20 protein-coding genes are annotated in these 14433 nt (G+C 62.6%); 13 read left to right on the top strand and 7 right to left on the bottom strand.

Annotation, left to right across the window (positions count from 1 at the left end):
• Nucleotides 1–143 precede the first annotated feature (143 nt).
• The 13 genes from ABWV89_RS12160 (at nucleotide 144) to ABWV89_RS12100 (ending at nucleotide 9171) form a co-directional block, all read left to right on the top strand.
• Nucleotides 144–629 (top strand): glutathione peroxidase, encoded by a 486-nt coding sequence (locus ABWV89_RS12160; RefSeq protein WP_353397043.1) that lies wholly within the window; start codon nucleotides 144–146, stop codon nucleotides 627–629.
• Between the two features lie 288 nt (nucleotides 630–917).
• The gene (locus ABWV89_RS12155) at nucleotides 918–1346 is read left to right on the top strand and encodes a hypothetical protein (protein ID WP_353397041.1); all 429 of its coding nucleotides are present in this window, start codon (nucleotides 918–920) and stop codon (nucleotides 1344–1346) included.
• 1 nt (nucleotide 1347) lies between these two features.
• Nucleotides 1348–1911 (top strand): GTP-binding protein, encoded by a 564-nt coding sequence (locus ABWV89_RS12150; RefSeq protein ID WP_353397039.1) that lies wholly within the window; start codon nucleotides 1348–1350, stop codon nucleotides 1909–1911.
• A 229-nt stretch (nucleotides 1912–2140) separates the two neighbouring features.
• Nucleotides 2141–2542, top strand: coding sequence for a roadblock/LC7 domain-containing protein (locus tag ABWV89_RS12145; RefSeq protein ID WP_353397038.1), 402 nt, complete (start codon nucleotides 2141–2143; stop codon nucleotides 2540–2542).
• Between the two features lie 269 nt (nucleotides 2543–2811).
• On the top strand, nucleotides 2812–3243 hold the full coding sequence (locus ABWV89_RS12140) for a hypothetical protein (protein WP_353397036.1): 432 nt from the start codon (nucleotides 2812–2814) through the stop codon (nucleotides 3241–3243).
• Nucleotides 3244–3246: 3 nt separating this feature from the next.
• Nucleotides 3247–3813 carry a GTP-binding protein gene (locus tag ABWV89_RS12135; RefSeq protein ID WP_353397034.1) on the top strand — a complete coding sequence of 189 codons (567 nt, stop codon included), beginning with the start codon at nucleotides 3247–3249 and terminating at the stop codon, nucleotides 3811–3813.
• 38 nt (nucleotides 3814–3851) lie between these two features.
• Nucleotides 3852–5339: a phosphatase domain-containing putative toxin gene (locus ABWV89_RS12130; protein ID WP_353397033.1), complete on the top strand. Its 1488-nt coding sequence runs from the start codon at nucleotides 3852–3854 to the stop codon at nucleotides 5337–5339.
• 81 nt (nucleotides 5340–5420) lie between these two features.
• Complete coding sequence (locus ABWV89_RS12125; RefSeq protein WP_353397031.1) at nucleotides 5421–5828, top strand: roadblock/LC7 domain-containing protein; 408 nt, start codon at nucleotides 5421–5423, stop codon at nucleotides 5826–5828.
• Between the two features lie 52 nt (nucleotides 5829–5880).
• Complete coding sequence (locus ABWV89_RS12120; RefSeq protein WP_353397030.1) at nucleotides 5881–6279, top strand: roadblock/LC7 domain-containing protein; 399 nt, start codon at nucleotides 5881–5883, stop codon at nucleotides 6277–6279.
• 14 nt (nucleotides 6280–6293) lie between these two features.
• Nucleotides 6294–7424 carry a 2Fe-2S iron-sulfur cluster-binding protein gene (locus tag ABWV89_RS12115; RefSeq protein ID WP_353397029.1) on the top strand — a complete coding sequence of 377 codons (1131 nt, stop codon included), beginning with the start codon at nucleotides 6294–6296 and terminating at the stop codon, nucleotides 7422–7424.
• Nucleotides 7425–7442: 18 nt separating this feature from the next.
• Nucleotides 7443–8075: a hypothetical protein gene (locus ABWV89_RS12110; RefSeq protein ID WP_353397028.1), complete on the top strand. Its 633-nt coding sequence runs from the start codon at nucleotides 7443–7445 to the stop codon at nucleotides 8073–8075.
• A 12-nt stretch (nucleotides 8076–8087) separates the two neighbouring features.
• Nucleotides 8088–8468: a roadblock/LC7 domain-containing protein gene (locus tag ABWV89_RS12105; RefSeq protein WP_353397026.1), complete on the top strand. Its 381-nt coding sequence runs from the start codon at nucleotides 8088–8090 to the stop codon at nucleotides 8466–8468.
• A 133-nt stretch (nucleotides 8469–8601) separates the two neighbouring features.
• Nucleotides 8602–9171 (top strand): hypothetical protein, encoded by a 570-nt coding sequence (locus ABWV89_RS12100; RefSeq protein ID WP_353397025.1) that lies wholly within the window; start codon nucleotides 8602–8604, stop codon nucleotides 9169–9171.
• On the opposite strand, the gene ABWV89_RS12095 is transcribed toward ABWV89_RS12100, so the two are convergent.
• The 7 genes from ABWV89_RS12095 to ABWV89_RS12065 form a co-directional block, all read right to left on the bottom strand.
• Nucleotides 9144–9875, bottom strand: a complete 732-nt coding sequence (locus ABWV89_RS12095) for a helix-turn-helix transcriptional regulator (protein WP_353397023.1) — start codon at nucleotides 9873–9875, stop codon at nucleotides 9144–9146. The genes ABWV89_RS12100 and ABWV89_RS12095 overlap by 28 nt on opposite strands.
• Before the next feature lie 6 nt (nucleotides 9876–9881).
• A complete protein-coding gene (locus tag ABWV89_RS12090; RefSeq protein ID WP_353397022.1) occupies nucleotides 9882–10154 on the bottom strand; it encodes a helix-hairpin-helix domain-containing protein in 273 nt (90 codons plus the stop codon).
• Nucleotides 10155–10164: 10 nt separating this feature from the next.
• Complete coding sequence (locus tag ABWV89_RS12085) at nucleotides 10165–10803, bottom strand: DUF6151 family protein (protein ID WP_353397020.1); 639 nt, start codon at nucleotides 10801–10803, stop codon at nucleotides 10165–10167.
• Between the two features lie 67 nt (nucleotides 10804–10870).
• Nucleotides 10871–11248, bottom strand: a complete 378-nt coding sequence (locus ABWV89_RS12080; RefSeq protein ID WP_353397018.1) for a VOC family protein — start codon at nucleotides 11246–11248, stop codon at nucleotides 10871–10873.
• A gap of 136 nt (nucleotides 11249–11384) precedes the next feature.
• Nucleotides 11385–12617 (bottom strand): glycolate oxidase subunit GlcF, encoded by a 1233-nt coding sequence (gene glcF, locus ABWV89_RS12075; protein ID WP_353397016.1) that lies wholly within the window; start codon nucleotides 12615–12617, stop codon nucleotides 11385–11387.
• 23 nt (nucleotides 12618–12640) lie between these two features.
• Nucleotides 12641–13774: a glycolate oxidase subunit GlcE gene (gene glcE, locus ABWV89_RS12070; protein ID WP_353397014.1), complete on the bottom strand. Its 1134-nt coding sequence runs from the start codon at nucleotides 13772–13774 to the stop codon at nucleotides 12641–12643.
• A 128-nt stretch (nucleotides 13775–13902) separates the two neighbouring features.
• Entirely contained in the window at nucleotides 13903–14223 is a 321-nt protein-coding gene (locus ABWV89_RS12065; RefSeq protein WP_353397012.1) for a hypothetical protein, read from the bottom strand.
• Between the last annotated feature and the right edge of the window lie 210 nt (nucleotides 14224–14433).

The raw sequence follows: 14433 nt of genomic DNA, 5'->3' as shown, positions 1-14433 counted from the left end.
TCTCAGGCCTCAGTGACTAATTCTTTTTAGTTCAATTCGATGTGCCGAAGTATCCCACGGCAGGTCATGGATTACGCCATACCCGCAGGTTGAATGCCGTTTTTCGTGATACTTTTTTCGATTCACGCCACCAGGAGCCATCGATGAGCCACGTTCACGACTTTGAAGCCCTCTCGATCGAGGGTAATCCCGTAAAGCTTGACCAGTACCGTGGTCAGGTCATGCTCATTGTCAACACGGCAAGCGCCTGTGGCTTCACGCCCCAGTTTGGTGGGCTGGAAGAACTGCACAAAGAGTATGGCGACCGGGGACTGGTGGTGCTGGGTTTTCCATGCAACCAGTTCGGGCATCAGGACCCGGGGAGCAATCAGGAGATCGGCGCCTTTTGCCAGCGCAACTACGGCGTGAGCTTTCCCATGATGAGCAAGATCGATGTCAACGGTGGTGAGGCTCACCCCTTGTTCAAATGGCTGACCGAGCAAGCCCCAGGCATTCTTGGCAGCAAGGCCATCAAATGGAACTTCACCAAGTTCCTGATCGGCCGCGACGGTGAGGTGATCAAGCGCTATGCACCCACCGACGCACCCGCCAAGCTGGCCAAAGACATCGAAGCAGCGCTGGCCGGCTGATTCGCATCTCGGGCCCGGCTCCGCCCGTCGGCGAGCCGGTACCGTTCATGCCTGACGGCCCATTCACATGCCCACAAGAGCAGTCGGGTCTATGTCCATGTGCGCGTGCCCTGTGGCCTTTTTGCAGCGGAACTAATGAGTACCAAAGACTCAGAATCAGTGCACTGAAAACCGCTATCGAGAACCCTAGCGTTAAACCGACGAATTGCCGTTGCGCAAACGCGCAATTCAAAGCATGAGCGTGAAATATGTAGGGCTATTCTGAAACCTTGTTGGTCCCTGGCGTGGATGATTTCACGCCGCCAGATCGCGAGGTACGCCGTGCAAACCACCGTTCAAGCCAATTACAGCGCCACGACGCAGCTGGGCATTCATTACAGCGTTGTCAGGCTCTACTCATGGCCCGACATGCCAAAACTGGATCCCGAACTCGTTCCGGATGTGGCACGTGTCTGCGCGCTTCTGGCCGTGCGGACCACCAGCACGCAGCTGATTCCGCGACTGCTCGACATGCCCAGGCAGCGGGTCGCCCACATTGTCGAGATGCTCCACATGCACGGCCACTTGCAGGACGGGGGAAGCGACAGCGCCACTGCGGCCATCGATGCCATGGACACCTTGCCCCTGCAAAACAACACGAGCGACGAGGCACCACCTGCGCAAGCCAGCCTCATGACGCGCCTCTGGTCCCGCTTGCGCGCTTCACGGAGGCACTGACATGGACTGGTCCATACTTTTCATGGGTCCGGTGGGTGCCGGCAAGACGCAAGCCGTGCAGACTCTCTCGGAGATTGCCGTCGTCGACACAGACGTCGCAGCGACCGACAGCACTGCCATCATCAAGGACACCACCACCGTGTCCATGGACGCCGGTGTGCTGGACCTCGGCGAAGGCGATCGCATCCACCTGATTGGCGCACCCGGTCAGGACCGTTTCGACTTCATGTGGGACATCCTGCTGGAGCAGGCCAAGGCGGTGGCGCTGCTCATCGACCATCGGCGCGACTCGCGGCTGAGCGATCTGGACCACTACCTCGACAACATTGGCGAACGCTTGCGGGGACGCCATTTGCCTCTGGCCATCGGAGCCACCCACATGGACATGCGCCACACCGTTCCGCTGAGCATCTACAAGGACCACCTGAGCGATCACATGCCTGACTTTGTTTCCGGGGTGCCGGCCGTCATGGGCGTGGATGCGCGTGATGCCGACGATGTGCGTGCCATGGTGGTCAGCCTGGCAGCCATGGTCGAGATGCACGAACGCCACGTGCGTCACTGATCTCCAGCGCCCCCAGACACACCCAACCGGCAAGCAGTGAAAGCCTTTTGCGCTTTGACTGCTTCGACCCCGATCAACACCGATTCACACCGATGGTGAGACAGGTAGCCAGCGCGTTCATCCAAGGCCAGAGAACACGGCCTGGCCGGCTCCTCAGGGACGCTCACCCCCCATTCTTCTGAACCCATGGCCAGCGATGGCTGGCCGCCGTCACCCACTGGAGGAAACGATGTCAGACAGCAGCGACAAAGACCCACGCGCCAGCAAAGTGCGAAGCTGCCTTCGCATGCTGCATGCGACTTTGTCAGAGGTAGAGGCGTCTGCCGTGGTGACCCGCGACGGCATCACCATTGCATCGCTTCTGGGGGACGCGGCCGACAAGGACCGCTTTGGTGCCATGTGCGCCTCCTTGCTGGCGCTGGCAGACCGCGCCGGCAAGGAAGTGGAGCGCGGCCGTTTGCGGCAGGTGATTCTGGATGGAACCAAGGGGCCGATGCTGCTGACACAGGCGAGCGACGCCACCGTTCTGGCCGTTGCGGCCGACCCCAACGCCAACCTCGGGCGGCTGATTCTGGAGACACGCAAGATTGCCGCCGAACTCAAGAAACGGCTGGACAGTGTTGACGAGTAAAGCCTGCCGAAGCAGCCAGGGTTCGCCTGGGTACCACTCCATCAAGGGCGCACCTCGGTGCGTCTCTCATGTCGGCCCTCGCTACTTTTTCTGCCAGGAGCGTGTCGGAGAAGCCTCACGTGGATCGTGCAAGTCATCACGCAATCCGGTTGAAAGATCGAACAACGGCACAAAAACATCCCCTATTCGGGTTACCCATTTCCATAATCCCTCCAGTATTTGAGTACTTGCCCATTCATTAGAAGAACAGCGCCTGCGGCGCCCGCCCCATGTCCAGATCCATCGCCACCACCGTGAACGCCACCACCCAGCTCGGGGTGCAGTACAGCGTGGTTCGCCTTTACTCATGGCCTGAGCTGCCGGAGATACAGGCCGAACTCGTTCCGGATGTGGCGCGGGTATGCGCGCTGCTGGCGATTAGGCCGACGGGTGCAACGCTGATTCCACGGCTGCTGAACATTCCGCGCGAACGCGTCAACCACATCATCGAGCTGTTGTATCTGCACGGACATCTCGCTGACGGCGCTCCACGCACCCGGGAAGAAATGGAAAAGGCGTCAGCCGCCCTGGCGGAGATCGCCAACACCAATCCGCAACCCCTGATGGAGTTGCCAGACGGCTTCGATGCACATGAAACCGCGCAGCCGGCCAGGTCCCTGATCGGGCGCTTGTGGGGCAGGCTCACCGGTGGGAGGGCCTGAGCCGTGGAATGGGGCATTCTGTTCATGGGCCCGGTCGGGGCAGGCAAGACACAGGCGGTCAACACCTTGTCGGACATCGCTACGGCGGATACCGAAGTGGCGGCCACTGATGCCACGGCAGAACTCAAGGAGTTCACCACTGTCTCCATGGACGCTGGCGTCCTGGACCTGGGTTCCGGCGACAAGGTGCGCCTCATCGGTGCGCCTGGACAGAGCCGGTTCGATTTCATGTGGGACATTCTGCTGGAGCAGGCCAAGGCGGTGGTGATCCTCATCGATCACAGCCGCGAATCGCGATACGAGGACCTGTCCGCCTACCTCGATCACGTCGCCCAGCGCAGTCAGGGCCGCAAATTCCCCCTGGCGATCGGTGTCACACATGCCGACCTGATCCCTGACTTGTCCACTTCGGTCTATCGCGACTACCTGGCGGACCGGATGCCGGCGTTCGTGCGCGGCGTGCCGCCGATTTTCAAGGTCGATGCACGGCAGGCCGATGACATGCGCGCGCTCGTCATCGGCGTTGCCGCCATGCTGGAAATGGAAAGCCGCTTCGCTGCCAAGGCCTGAAGCGAGCTCGTTACAGCGCGACCATTTCAACCCAATCCATGATCAGGCCAATCACCCCATCATCGCTTTCCCTGCATGGGTTTGGCCTTGGCTTTCATGAACGCACAGTACTCAGGTCGCTGACACTGGACATTCCGGCAGAAGGCTGCACCGTGCTGCTGGGTCCATCGGGCACTGGCAAGTCCTCTCTGGTGCGAACGCTGGCAGGCTTCAATGACAACCACCCCGGCATGCAACGCTGGGGCGAGGCCTTGTACGCAGGCCAGGCGCTGACCCCGGACCACCATCCGGCGCTGGTGATGCAGAAAGCGCAGCTGCTCGTCTCTACCGTGCTGGACAACCTGCAGGCCGGCATGCCCGACCGTTCCAGGTTCACTGTGGCGCAACAGGTTGAGCGCATCCGGGCGTTGACGGACGAACTCGGACAGCAGTGGATCAACGACAAGCTCAGCACACCGGTCATCGACCTGAGCCTGTCTCAGCAGCGCGCCGTCGCGATTGTTCGCGAACTGCTGGGCAAGCCTGCCCTGCTGATGGTGGATGAACCCACCACCGGCATGTCGGACGCCGATGCAGCCCCGCTGATTGAACTCATTCAGGTGGTGGCGCGCCACCAGGCAATCCTGGTGGTGCTGCATCACCAGGGGCAAGCACGCGCTGTCGCCAACCATGTGGTGCTGATCGCCAGTGGCCAGGTGCAGGAATCAGCGGCAGCAGACGACTTTTTCCAGCGCCCTGCCTCAGAAGCGGCCAGACAGTTTCTGCGCACCGGCTCCTGTCCCGAATACCCCGTAGAAGCAGACAGTGCAGCCGCAGAGCAAGTCTCCGTGCCCGACCTGCCCGTGGTGCAAGCTGTGGATCGCATGCTTGAGTCGGCCGTCCTGACCAGCTTCGCCGACACCGGGGCACAACAGCCATCTGAAGGCGGTCACCCCACATCCGCGATGGAGCCGTCATCGGCGTTTGACCGGCTGCCGCCGCTCGATATCGGTGGCCCGTCCATGGTCAGGAGCGCTGCCTGCGGTCCAAGAGGATTTGTCTGGTTGCTGCCGGGCCAGCTCGCGGGCACACCCTGGCCGGGCATCATGCGTCAGACCCACGAAGACCTCGACGATTTGCGCCATGTCGGTGTCACTCGTCTGGTCAACCTGACCGAGCAGGACTTCGATGCAGGTGCCGCCAGATCGTTCGGCATCGCCTGTACCAACCTGGTGATTCAGGACATGCATGCCCCCACCGTGGTCGAAGCCGCCAAACTGTGCAGCGATATCGATGCCTGGCTGGCCAAAGGCGAAGTGGTGGCACTGCATTGCCGCGCTGGTCTGGGCCGGACCGGCACATTGCTCGCCTGCTACTGGCTCTGGCGAGGCGATGGAGAGCGCAATGCGGTAGAGAGCATCGAGAAGATCCGCCGACTCAACCATCTGATGATTCAGTCGCAAGAGCAGGTGGGCTTTCTCGCCGTGTTTGCCGAGCGCCTGAACCGGGCACGACTTTCGCGGCTTGCCGCAACACCCCCCCTGTGACCTTGGGTCAATGGTCCAACCTCTCTCTTCTTTCATTCACTTTTCCAACCCACCCTGCACGTCACACAAAGGAAAACAACCATGAGCAAACTCGACGACACCCTCCAGCGTTCCATGACCTCCATCCCTGACTGCGTGGCAGCAGGTTTTGTGGATCTGGCTTCCGGCATGGTGCTGTCCATCAAGACAGTCGACTCACATCCCAGCGAAGTGTTCGACATGCTGGCCGCTGCCACCGCCGACCTGTTTCAGGGCCCGAACGTGGTGGCCATCGAGAAGGTGTTCAAGAAGTCGCGTGGCCTGCCCGACGGCGAAGACCACCACTACTTCCAGGAGATCATCGTCAACAGCGACAACCTGATTCACGTCTTCCTGCGCGGCAAGCGCCAGCAACAGGTGGTGTGCTTCGTCTGCCGCAAGGGCGCCAACCTGGGCATGGTGCTGACCAAGGCTCGCTTGGCCATGCCTGAAGTCGAAGCGGCCCTCTGACCCGATAGCGCGCGATACTGTCACCGACGAAAACACAAAAGGGAACCCAGCCATGTCCGCCCCCCAGAACAACGACCCCAGGGCCAGCAAGATGCGCGCTTTGCTGCGCGGCCTGCACACGGCCCTGGCAGAGGTGGAAGCCTCAGCGGTGGTTTCACGGGACGGGATCACCATGGCTTCCCTGCTGGACGCGTCGTCGGACAAGGATCGCTTCGGTGCCATGTGCGCCTCTTTGCTGGCCCTGGCCGACAGGGCTGGCAAAGAGGTCGACCGGGGACGCTTGCGCCAGGTCATCCTGGACGGGTCCAAAGGCCCCATGCTGCTGACCCAGGCAGGCGACCACGCGGTGTTGGCCGTGGCAGCCGACCCCAAGGCCAACCTCGGCCGCATGATTCTCGAGACGCGCAAGGTGGCGGTGGAACTGGCCAAGCTGCTGGACGAGACTGCCTGAGTGCGACTGCCAAGATGAGCCATCTTCACTACCAGGGCCACAGCGTGGAAAGCCGAGACGGCGAAACCGTGCTGGACGCTTTTCTGCGCGCCGGGTTTGACATCGCTTTCTCCTGCAAGAGTGGCGTGTGCCGCCGCTGCATGATGCGCAGCATTGAGGGCGAAGTCCCGGATGCAGCGGCCGCCAAACTGCCCCAACGTCTGCGTGATGCAGGCTATCTGCTGGCGTGTCAGTGCAAGCCTGTGAGCGACATGGTGCTGACACCCCGATCGCTCGAAGACATGGTCACCACCTGCATGCTGATGCAAGTTGACGAGCAGGAAGACGGCAACCCCATACTGAATTTTGAAGCCTGCACGGAACTGGACTTTCATGCAGGTCAACCGGCTCGCCTCGTCGGCGAGTCACGCGAGAGCGAACCGGAGATGGTTCTGCTCGGCCATCACGAGCGCGAAGGCTGGATCCAGGCGCGGCTGATGCTGCAGGGTCGCCCCCGCCCGCCATGGATGTCCGACCCGGACGCAGCTTTTGGCGCCGAGTTCGAACTGCGAGGCCCGTTTCCCTCCGAGCCCGCCAGTGAAATGCCAGGCCTCGCGCCCGATCCATCGCTATGGGCGGCACTGGACGACGGCAAGCGCGTGCGAGCCGTGCTGGAGACCTTCTACCGCAAGGTCTACGCAGACCCGCTGCTGCAGCCCTATTTCGAGCGCGTGACCATGGACCGCGTCATTGGCAAGCAGTATGCTTTCCTGATGCAGAGCATGACCGGCGAAGCGGTTTATCTGGGCGAGCGCCCGCGCAATTCGCACCACTGGATGGTGATCCCCGACAGCATTTTCGATCACCGGCAGAAGCTCATGCTTGACGCTCAGCGAGAGCACGGCCTGAGTGACGACCTGATTGAACGGTGGTCGGCCTTCGAAGAACACTTCAGGCCGGACATCGTGAAATACTCACCCTGGCCCAGACGCATTGGCGATCAGGTGGTGGACACCGAGCGCTACGACACCGTCAGGCTTGACGAGGCCACGGTTTGCGACCATTGCGGTGCAGAGATCGATGCGGGTACAGTGGTTCGCTACCACATGCGGCTGGGCAAAGTCAGTTGCGCCGCATGCTCGGGTGCCCTGAACGTGACCAGCTGACCAGAGCCGCGATTTCACATGGCCTCAGAAACACCGCCAGACGCCAAAGCCTCTCAGGTATCGGAGCGCTATCTGCGACCGCTGCCAGAGGGGGTGATCCGCTGGGTGGCCGGCGTACAGGCGGCTGAACAGCTCCATGCCAATGAGCGGCAAGTCTTTCAGTACATTCTGCTCGGCCCCAGTCAGCAACGCGTTGACCCCGACGCATTGGCACAAGCGACCGGCCTGGCTCGCGCCAGCGTGGGCAAGGCCTTGTTTGCCTTGAATCGGGACGGCAGCATCCAGGTGGACGCTCGCGCCGAAGACATCGAGACGGAAGAGCGCATCTGGAACACACTGGACCAGCACATCAAGGCCATGTCCTCGCGGCATGCAGACAACGCGATTGTTGTGGCCGACCCCGACGGGCTGTGCGTGGCCAGTGCGAATGCTGATCCCGAGCTGTCACAGCGCCTGGCCAGCGGCCATGCGTTGCAGGACATTCGCGATACGATTTATCGGGTGGCCCTGTATCTGGGCGAGCGGCCGTTCTGGCTGGCCAGCGTGGGGCCGCTCAAGGCCCAGGATACCGGCTGGGTCATGATTGCACGTTGCCTGGAAGCACTGCGTCCCCGGCAACACCTGCCGAGCGCTGCTGCGGAGCAGGCCTGAGACGAGAAGACCATGAGCGCAACCACTCCTGATCCTTTGCAACGCATCGAAGCCGCGTTGAAACGCATGGCCGAGAGCCCGGGCTTCGAGGGCGCGGTGCTGGCCACTGCAGATGGCCTGGTGCTGGCCACCCATGGCCGCCTGCAAGGTGATGCCGTCGCCGCGTGCGCCGCCAGTCTGGCCCTGGACTCCAAGGCCTCCTTGTCGACCATTGGGGAGAATGCGCCGACCGAGCTCATGGTGTGGAACGACACCCAGGTCTGGTACCAGACCCGCATGCCCTCCACCCATCTGGTGCTGGCCGTCTCCAGCGATCACAACCATGCTGGCGCCCTGCGCCTGGCCGTGCGCCGCGAGCTGGTCGAACTGCGCGATGCGTTGACGACGCTTTGAGCGTCGAGGGGCAGCGTCATCTGACCGACGGGTCAAGCTGATATATTGAACCCGGACATCAACATCAGCCAAGGGGGAGATCGCCTGCTCGAACCAGGATTCGAATGGCGCGCGTCCTCCTGCCAACGCGCCCATGCAAGAGAAAGACCTCTCCGCCCTCGTCAGCAAGACGGCCGCCCTGATGGAGCAGCTTCAGCGCCGCAGCCAGGCTCTTGAGCAGAAGCAGGCTGAAGCAGCGCAAGCCTTGCAACAGCTCACCCAGCAGGTTCCCGGCCTGGTCAGTCATGCGGCCACGCAGCAGCTGCAGCGTCTGCCCGAAGCCGTGGCGGCAAAGGTGGAGGCAGGCGTGGATGCACCAGTGGAACAGTATGAGCAACGGCTTCAGGCGGCAGGCGTTCAGGTGCAACAGTCGGCCGATACCATCACGGCGCAACTGCAATCGCTGCAACGCATCCACCACGGTATCGCCTGGAAACTCAGCGCACTGCTGCTGGGCACCCTGGGCGTGCTACTGGCCGGCGGTGGGTGGTTGTCCTGGCAGTATCGGCAAGACATCCGGAACAATCAAATCAGCGCCAGATTGCTGGAGGCCTACAACCGCTCGGACGTGGTCATCTGCGGCGACAGCCTGTGTGCCAACGTCGAGCGCAACGGCCGCAAGTTTGGCGACAAAGGTCAGTACTTGCCGGTCAAGCCCCGGTAGTTGAGTTTCTCCAGCACTTCCTTCGGTGGCTGTAGCTGGGCCAGAAAGTCCTTGAGCGTTTTGCCCGGCTCGTGGGGAAAGCGGCGCTCGAGCAGGCTCAGCTTCCTGACCCGGTCAATGCGAAAGGTCCGGAACGCTGCCCGGTGTTCGCACCAGGCGGTCAGCGTCCAGACCTTGCCCCAGAAAAAACAGCCCAGCGGCCGGATGACGCGCGTGGTGACTTTGTCGTTGGCATCGCCGTAGTGCATCTTCACGGCCCTGCACTGCTCGGCCGCTTCTCTGAGCTGTTGCAGGTGCCGGCCCATTTCGGGCGTGTAGCGGTCGAATGAATAGCTCCACAAGGCCATGGCCTCCACGGCCGTCTTCGCGTCCGAAGGCAGTACCGACATCACCCGTGACATGGCGTCTTCGGCGGCGAGTGCCAACCCGGGATCCAGCCAGGGCAAGGCCATGCGCATGGCCGCTGCCAGTGCCTTGGCTTCCTCTGTGCTGAACATGAGCGGTGGCAAGTCGTAGCCCGCGCCCAGGCGATAGCCCACGCCCGCTTCGCCTTCGATGGGCACACCTTGCATCTGCAGGTCTGCCACATCGCGGTAGACGGTTCGCACCGACACTTCAAGCCGGTCGGCCAGCCACTGCGCCTTGGTCAGACGGCGCCCTCGAATGAGCTGGACGATCTTGAAGAGTCGGTCAGCGCGGCGCATGAGAATCTACCGGATCGACGACGTCTTCGCCAGCGTCACCACATCGGCAATGGCTTGCCTGGCCAGCGGGCTGTTGGCCCAGCAAGTGGCCCCCAGCATGCTGGCCACCTGCCGGTTCACATCCGTTGGCTCCACCTCGGCCAGCTCCGCCAAGCTCGAGAATCCGATTTCTTCCAGTCGCTGGATCACGGTCGGCCCGACGCCCTTGAGTGCCAGCATGCGCGCCCGCTCTTCGTCACTGAAACGGGGCCGCGTGGTCGCTGAATCTGTATTTGCCATGGACCGCATCTTACGCAATGCCGGCCTTCTCACGGGCTGACAACAGCGCCTGCGGCGTCAACAGATGCGGCTTGGCCACGGGAGCGCCATCGGGGGAGAAGAACGGTGTGATTCGGTAGCGACCATTGAGCCGGCTGCCCAGGATCATGCGCAACACGTTGAACATGACGCGGGGCAAACCGCTGTTGCGCTTTGGCGAGTTGGGGCCATGTGCGCTATCGGTGAACGCCCGCGCCTGCACGGGGCCAAACGCCTCTTGCGCGTCCATGCCCTGTACATTGGTCGTCAGCACCCCCACAAAAGAGGTGAACGGCCTGGCCATGGTATTGCACAGCGGGGTGCGACAGCAGCGCGCATACCATCGCAACAGGCCTTTGGGCCGCAGCTGCAGGCAGGCAAGCTGCTCGACTCCCTGGTCGAAGCTCAGCCGGTCGGGCGTCATTTGCACGAGATCGGTGCCGGCGTTCCGGTCCAGCGCATGCCCACTCGCGCCCAGCCATCCGGCAAAGGTCTGGCAGTCGCCACAGTAGCAAACCAGATGCGTCTGAAGAGCCCGTCGAGCCTGACCGGACTGGCTAGCCGCGATGCGGCCTTGCACCTGACCACAGCGGCAAGCGAGGCGAAGGAAATCATGGTTCTTCTCTGTCATCTGTCATCCTCCTTTGATGGCCCACGAGGGGGTTTTCACCCCCCGCCAGCCCTTGATCAGACCCGATTCAGGCCAGTGCGTGAAGACCGACGCGATTGCCTTCACTGTCCTGGATATGGGCGAAGTAGCCCATGCCGTCGGGCAAAGTCACCTTGGGAATCAATACCTTGCCGCCCGCCGCATCAACCCGGCCAATCCAGGCGTCGATGGCTGGCGCCGCATTGAGGTATACCACCGAGCCCGCCTCGGATGGCTGCATCATGGGCGCCTTGAACAGCGCGCCTTTGATGGCGTCGGCGCCGTCGCGGTCAAAGACGCACATTTCGTTGCCCGGTCCGCCAAACGGCTCACGCTTGAGCCGGGTGCCGGTCAGGGTTTCGTAGAAGCGCTGGGCGCGGTCCATGTCGGTCACGGGAATCTCGAACCAGTTGATGGCGTGTGTCATTTCTCTCTCCTTCAAAACAGTGGTTGACTGAACACGTTTTGAAGTGTGAGCGCCCCCTACTGACAGCGTCGTGTCAGTAGCTTGTCATGAGTGGTGCAGGCGCAAGAGCTGGCATCCAGGCCCTGCCAGAGCCGGTTCAGTTCAGCGCCGCGTCGAGCAGCTCGATCCAGTGCTGAACTGGCACATCGGTGCCGCTTTGCAGGTGCGTGATGCAGCCGATGTTGGCGCTGGTGATCACCTCTGGCTTGAGGGCCTTGAGATGACCAAGCTTGCGGTCGCGCAGCTGATAGGCCAGCTCGGGGTTGAGCACCGAGTAGGTGCCTGCCGAGCCACAACACAGATGGGATTCGTTGGCGGGCACCATGACGGTGAAGCCCAGCGCTCCCAGATGCTTTTCCACCCCGCCTTTGAGCTGCTGTCCGTGCTGCAGCGTACAGGGTGGGTGAAATGCCACCACCCTGGCGCTGTCGGGTGCGGTACGCAGCTTCTCGCGCAAGGCCGGCACCAGCGCGGGCAAGAGTTCGCTCAGGTCCCTGGTCAGCTCACTGACGCGTGCTGCCTTGTCCGCATAGACCGGGTCGTCGCGCAATACATGGCCGTACTCCTTGACCGTGACACCGCAGCCGGAGGCATTCATCACGATGGCCTCGACCGCGCCTGAGGCGATGTGCGGCCACCAGGCGTCGATGTTTCGCCGCATGTGGGCGAGTCCGCCGGACTGGTCGTTGAGGTGGTACTTCACGGCGCCACAACAACCGGCTTCGCTGGCCACCATGGTCTCAATGCCTGCCGCATCAAGCACGCGCGCCGTCGCCGTGTTGATGTTGGGCATCATGGCCGGCTGAACACAGCCAGCGAGCATGAGCACTTTGCGGTCATGCTTGCGCGTGGGCCAGGCACCAGCTTTTTGCGGCGCGGGCACCTTGGCCTTGAGTGTTTCGGGCATGAGGCCGCGCACGAGCTGCCCCATTTTCATGGCAGGGCCAAAGGCCGGGGAAGTCAGACCTTCCTTGAGCAACCATCGCACCACCTTCTCGCGAGCAGGGCGCTCCACCTTGGACTCGACCACATGTCGACCAATGTCCACCAGATGACCGTACTGCACGCCGCTGGGGCAAGTGCTCTCGCAATTGCGGCAGGTCAGGCAGCGGTCAAGGTGCTCCTGGGTTTTGCGGGTCGGCGTCTGCCCCTCCAGTACCTGCTTGATGAGGTAGATGCGGCCACGCGGCCCATCCAGTTCGTCTCCCAGCAGCTGATAGGTGGGGCAAGTGGCGGTGCAAAAGCCGCAATGCACGCACTTGCGCAGAATGGATTCAGCTTCCTGGCCGAGCGCGGTGTTGTCGAATTCGGGGGCGAGATGGGTTTGCATGAACGGTGTGGCCGGCTCGGTATTCAGTCTTGCATGGGGGCGAAGATGCCATGGGGATCAAAGGCCTCACGCAGTCGGCGCGTGATGGCAGCCACTGCGGGTGGCACAGCGTCTTCGCGCGGCACGCCCTGGTCACCACCGACACCGGCACGAAACAGCTGCGCATGACCACGCACCGCGTGGGTCGCCGACCGGATCGCCTCCGATGACGCAGCAGGCGCCCACAACCAGCGCTGCGCACCCTGCCACTCGATCAGCTGGGCGTAAGGCAGATCCATGGCGGCAGCGGTTTGGGGCACCGACAGGCGCCACAGGCTCATCTCGGGGCCTGCAGTCCGGAAAAATGCCAGCTGGTGATCGCGACACTGAGCCCAGTCACGCTGAGCCGCTTCGTTCGCCACGACCTGGCCGGCTGCGTCACCGCACATGCGCTGGGTGGCCGCCTCCACGGCTGCGACCGCCCCCCGAAGCCGCACATGCAGGCGCGGCACTTCGCCGCCCTCCCAGCGACTGGCATTGATGGGCAAGGGCTGACCGCCCCAGACATGCAGCTGCTGCAGCGCCCTGGCCTGATCGAGTTCAAACACCAGAGTGGTTTCGGCAGGCGGCAGTGGCAGCACCTTGAGGGAAATGTCGGTGATCAGGCCGAGCTGCCCGCGCGAGCCGACCAGCGCCCGGCTGACGTCGTATCCGGCCACGTTTTTCATGACCTGGCCCCCAAACGTCATCCACTGGCCACGCCCGTCGATGAACTGTGCACCCAGCACATAGTCGCGCGCACCGCCCACACTCGCCCTGGCTGGCCCGGCCAGGCCGGCAGCGACGCCCCCCCCCACAGTGCCTCCCTCGGCATACCGGGGTGGGTCGAACGGCAGATATTGCTGATGCGCAGACAAAGCCGCGTCCAGCTCGTGCAAAGGCGTTCCCGCCTTCACCGTCACCACCAGCTCAGTGGGTTCGTGGCTGACAATACCGGACCAGGCACGGGCATCGAGCACCGGCCGGTCGTCGGCTTGCGAAGGGAAGAGAAACGCCTTGGTACCGGCGCCTGCAATGCGGCGGCGCTGTCGCGCCGTCGCGGCAGAGCGAACCGTTTCGATCAGTTCGTCCGGGGATGCGCTGAAAGAAGAAGCGTCTTGGGGGGCCGAAGGTTGCATGGACGCCATGTTAGCGGCCAGACCCCTTGAGGTGATTGAATTTTTTGCGTGCCTGCCTGTGAAGGCAGCCACATGCGGGTACTTTTTGCCCCATTCGGGACGCTATCCGGCGACTGCCTGTCGGTCTGTCAATCCGTCATTCCCAGGCATGCACCCGCGTTGGGACGCCCCTTGCATTCGCGCTTGAGGCGCTTGGTGCGCTGCGCCTTGGTCTCCTCTGAGCTGCTGCGAATGAACCGGACACTGCCCACCCGTGGTTTGCCCTCGGACTTCTTTGACTCCACTTTCCTGGAAGCGACTGCTTCGCCGCGCTGGTGGCCCTGACTGTCAGGGTTGCCCGCATGCGCCGGCATCTGGTGAATGGCATAGGCGGACATGGCCATCCACAGAATAGCGCGGATTCGAAGCGTGGCTGGCCATCGACTGGGCCGGGAAACGGGTCTGGGCATGGTGCAAATCTCCTTGAACGGGACAAATGCTAGAAGGCGGTGCCCCGCCCTGCCATCCCAACCGAATGAGTCAAACGGATTGAGTCAATTTGTGGGACGCCATGCCTGGGCACGCGGAAGCCTTCCAGATACCCCGCCCCTCGGCTCCGCCTGCGTACAGAGGACCGCCCAACAAAAAACCCCGCGTGCCTTGCGGCGACGCGGGGAACA

Origin of the sequence: Hydrogenophaga sp. 5NK40-0174 (assembly GCF_040372165.1) — a bacterium.
Taxonomy (GTDB): Bacteria; Pseudomonadota; Gammaproteobacteria; order Burkholderiales; family Burkholderiaceae_C; genus Hydrogenophaga.
The sequence above is the reverse complement of the archived record's forward strand: the minus strand, read 5'-3'. Positions and strand labels throughout refer to the sequence as shown.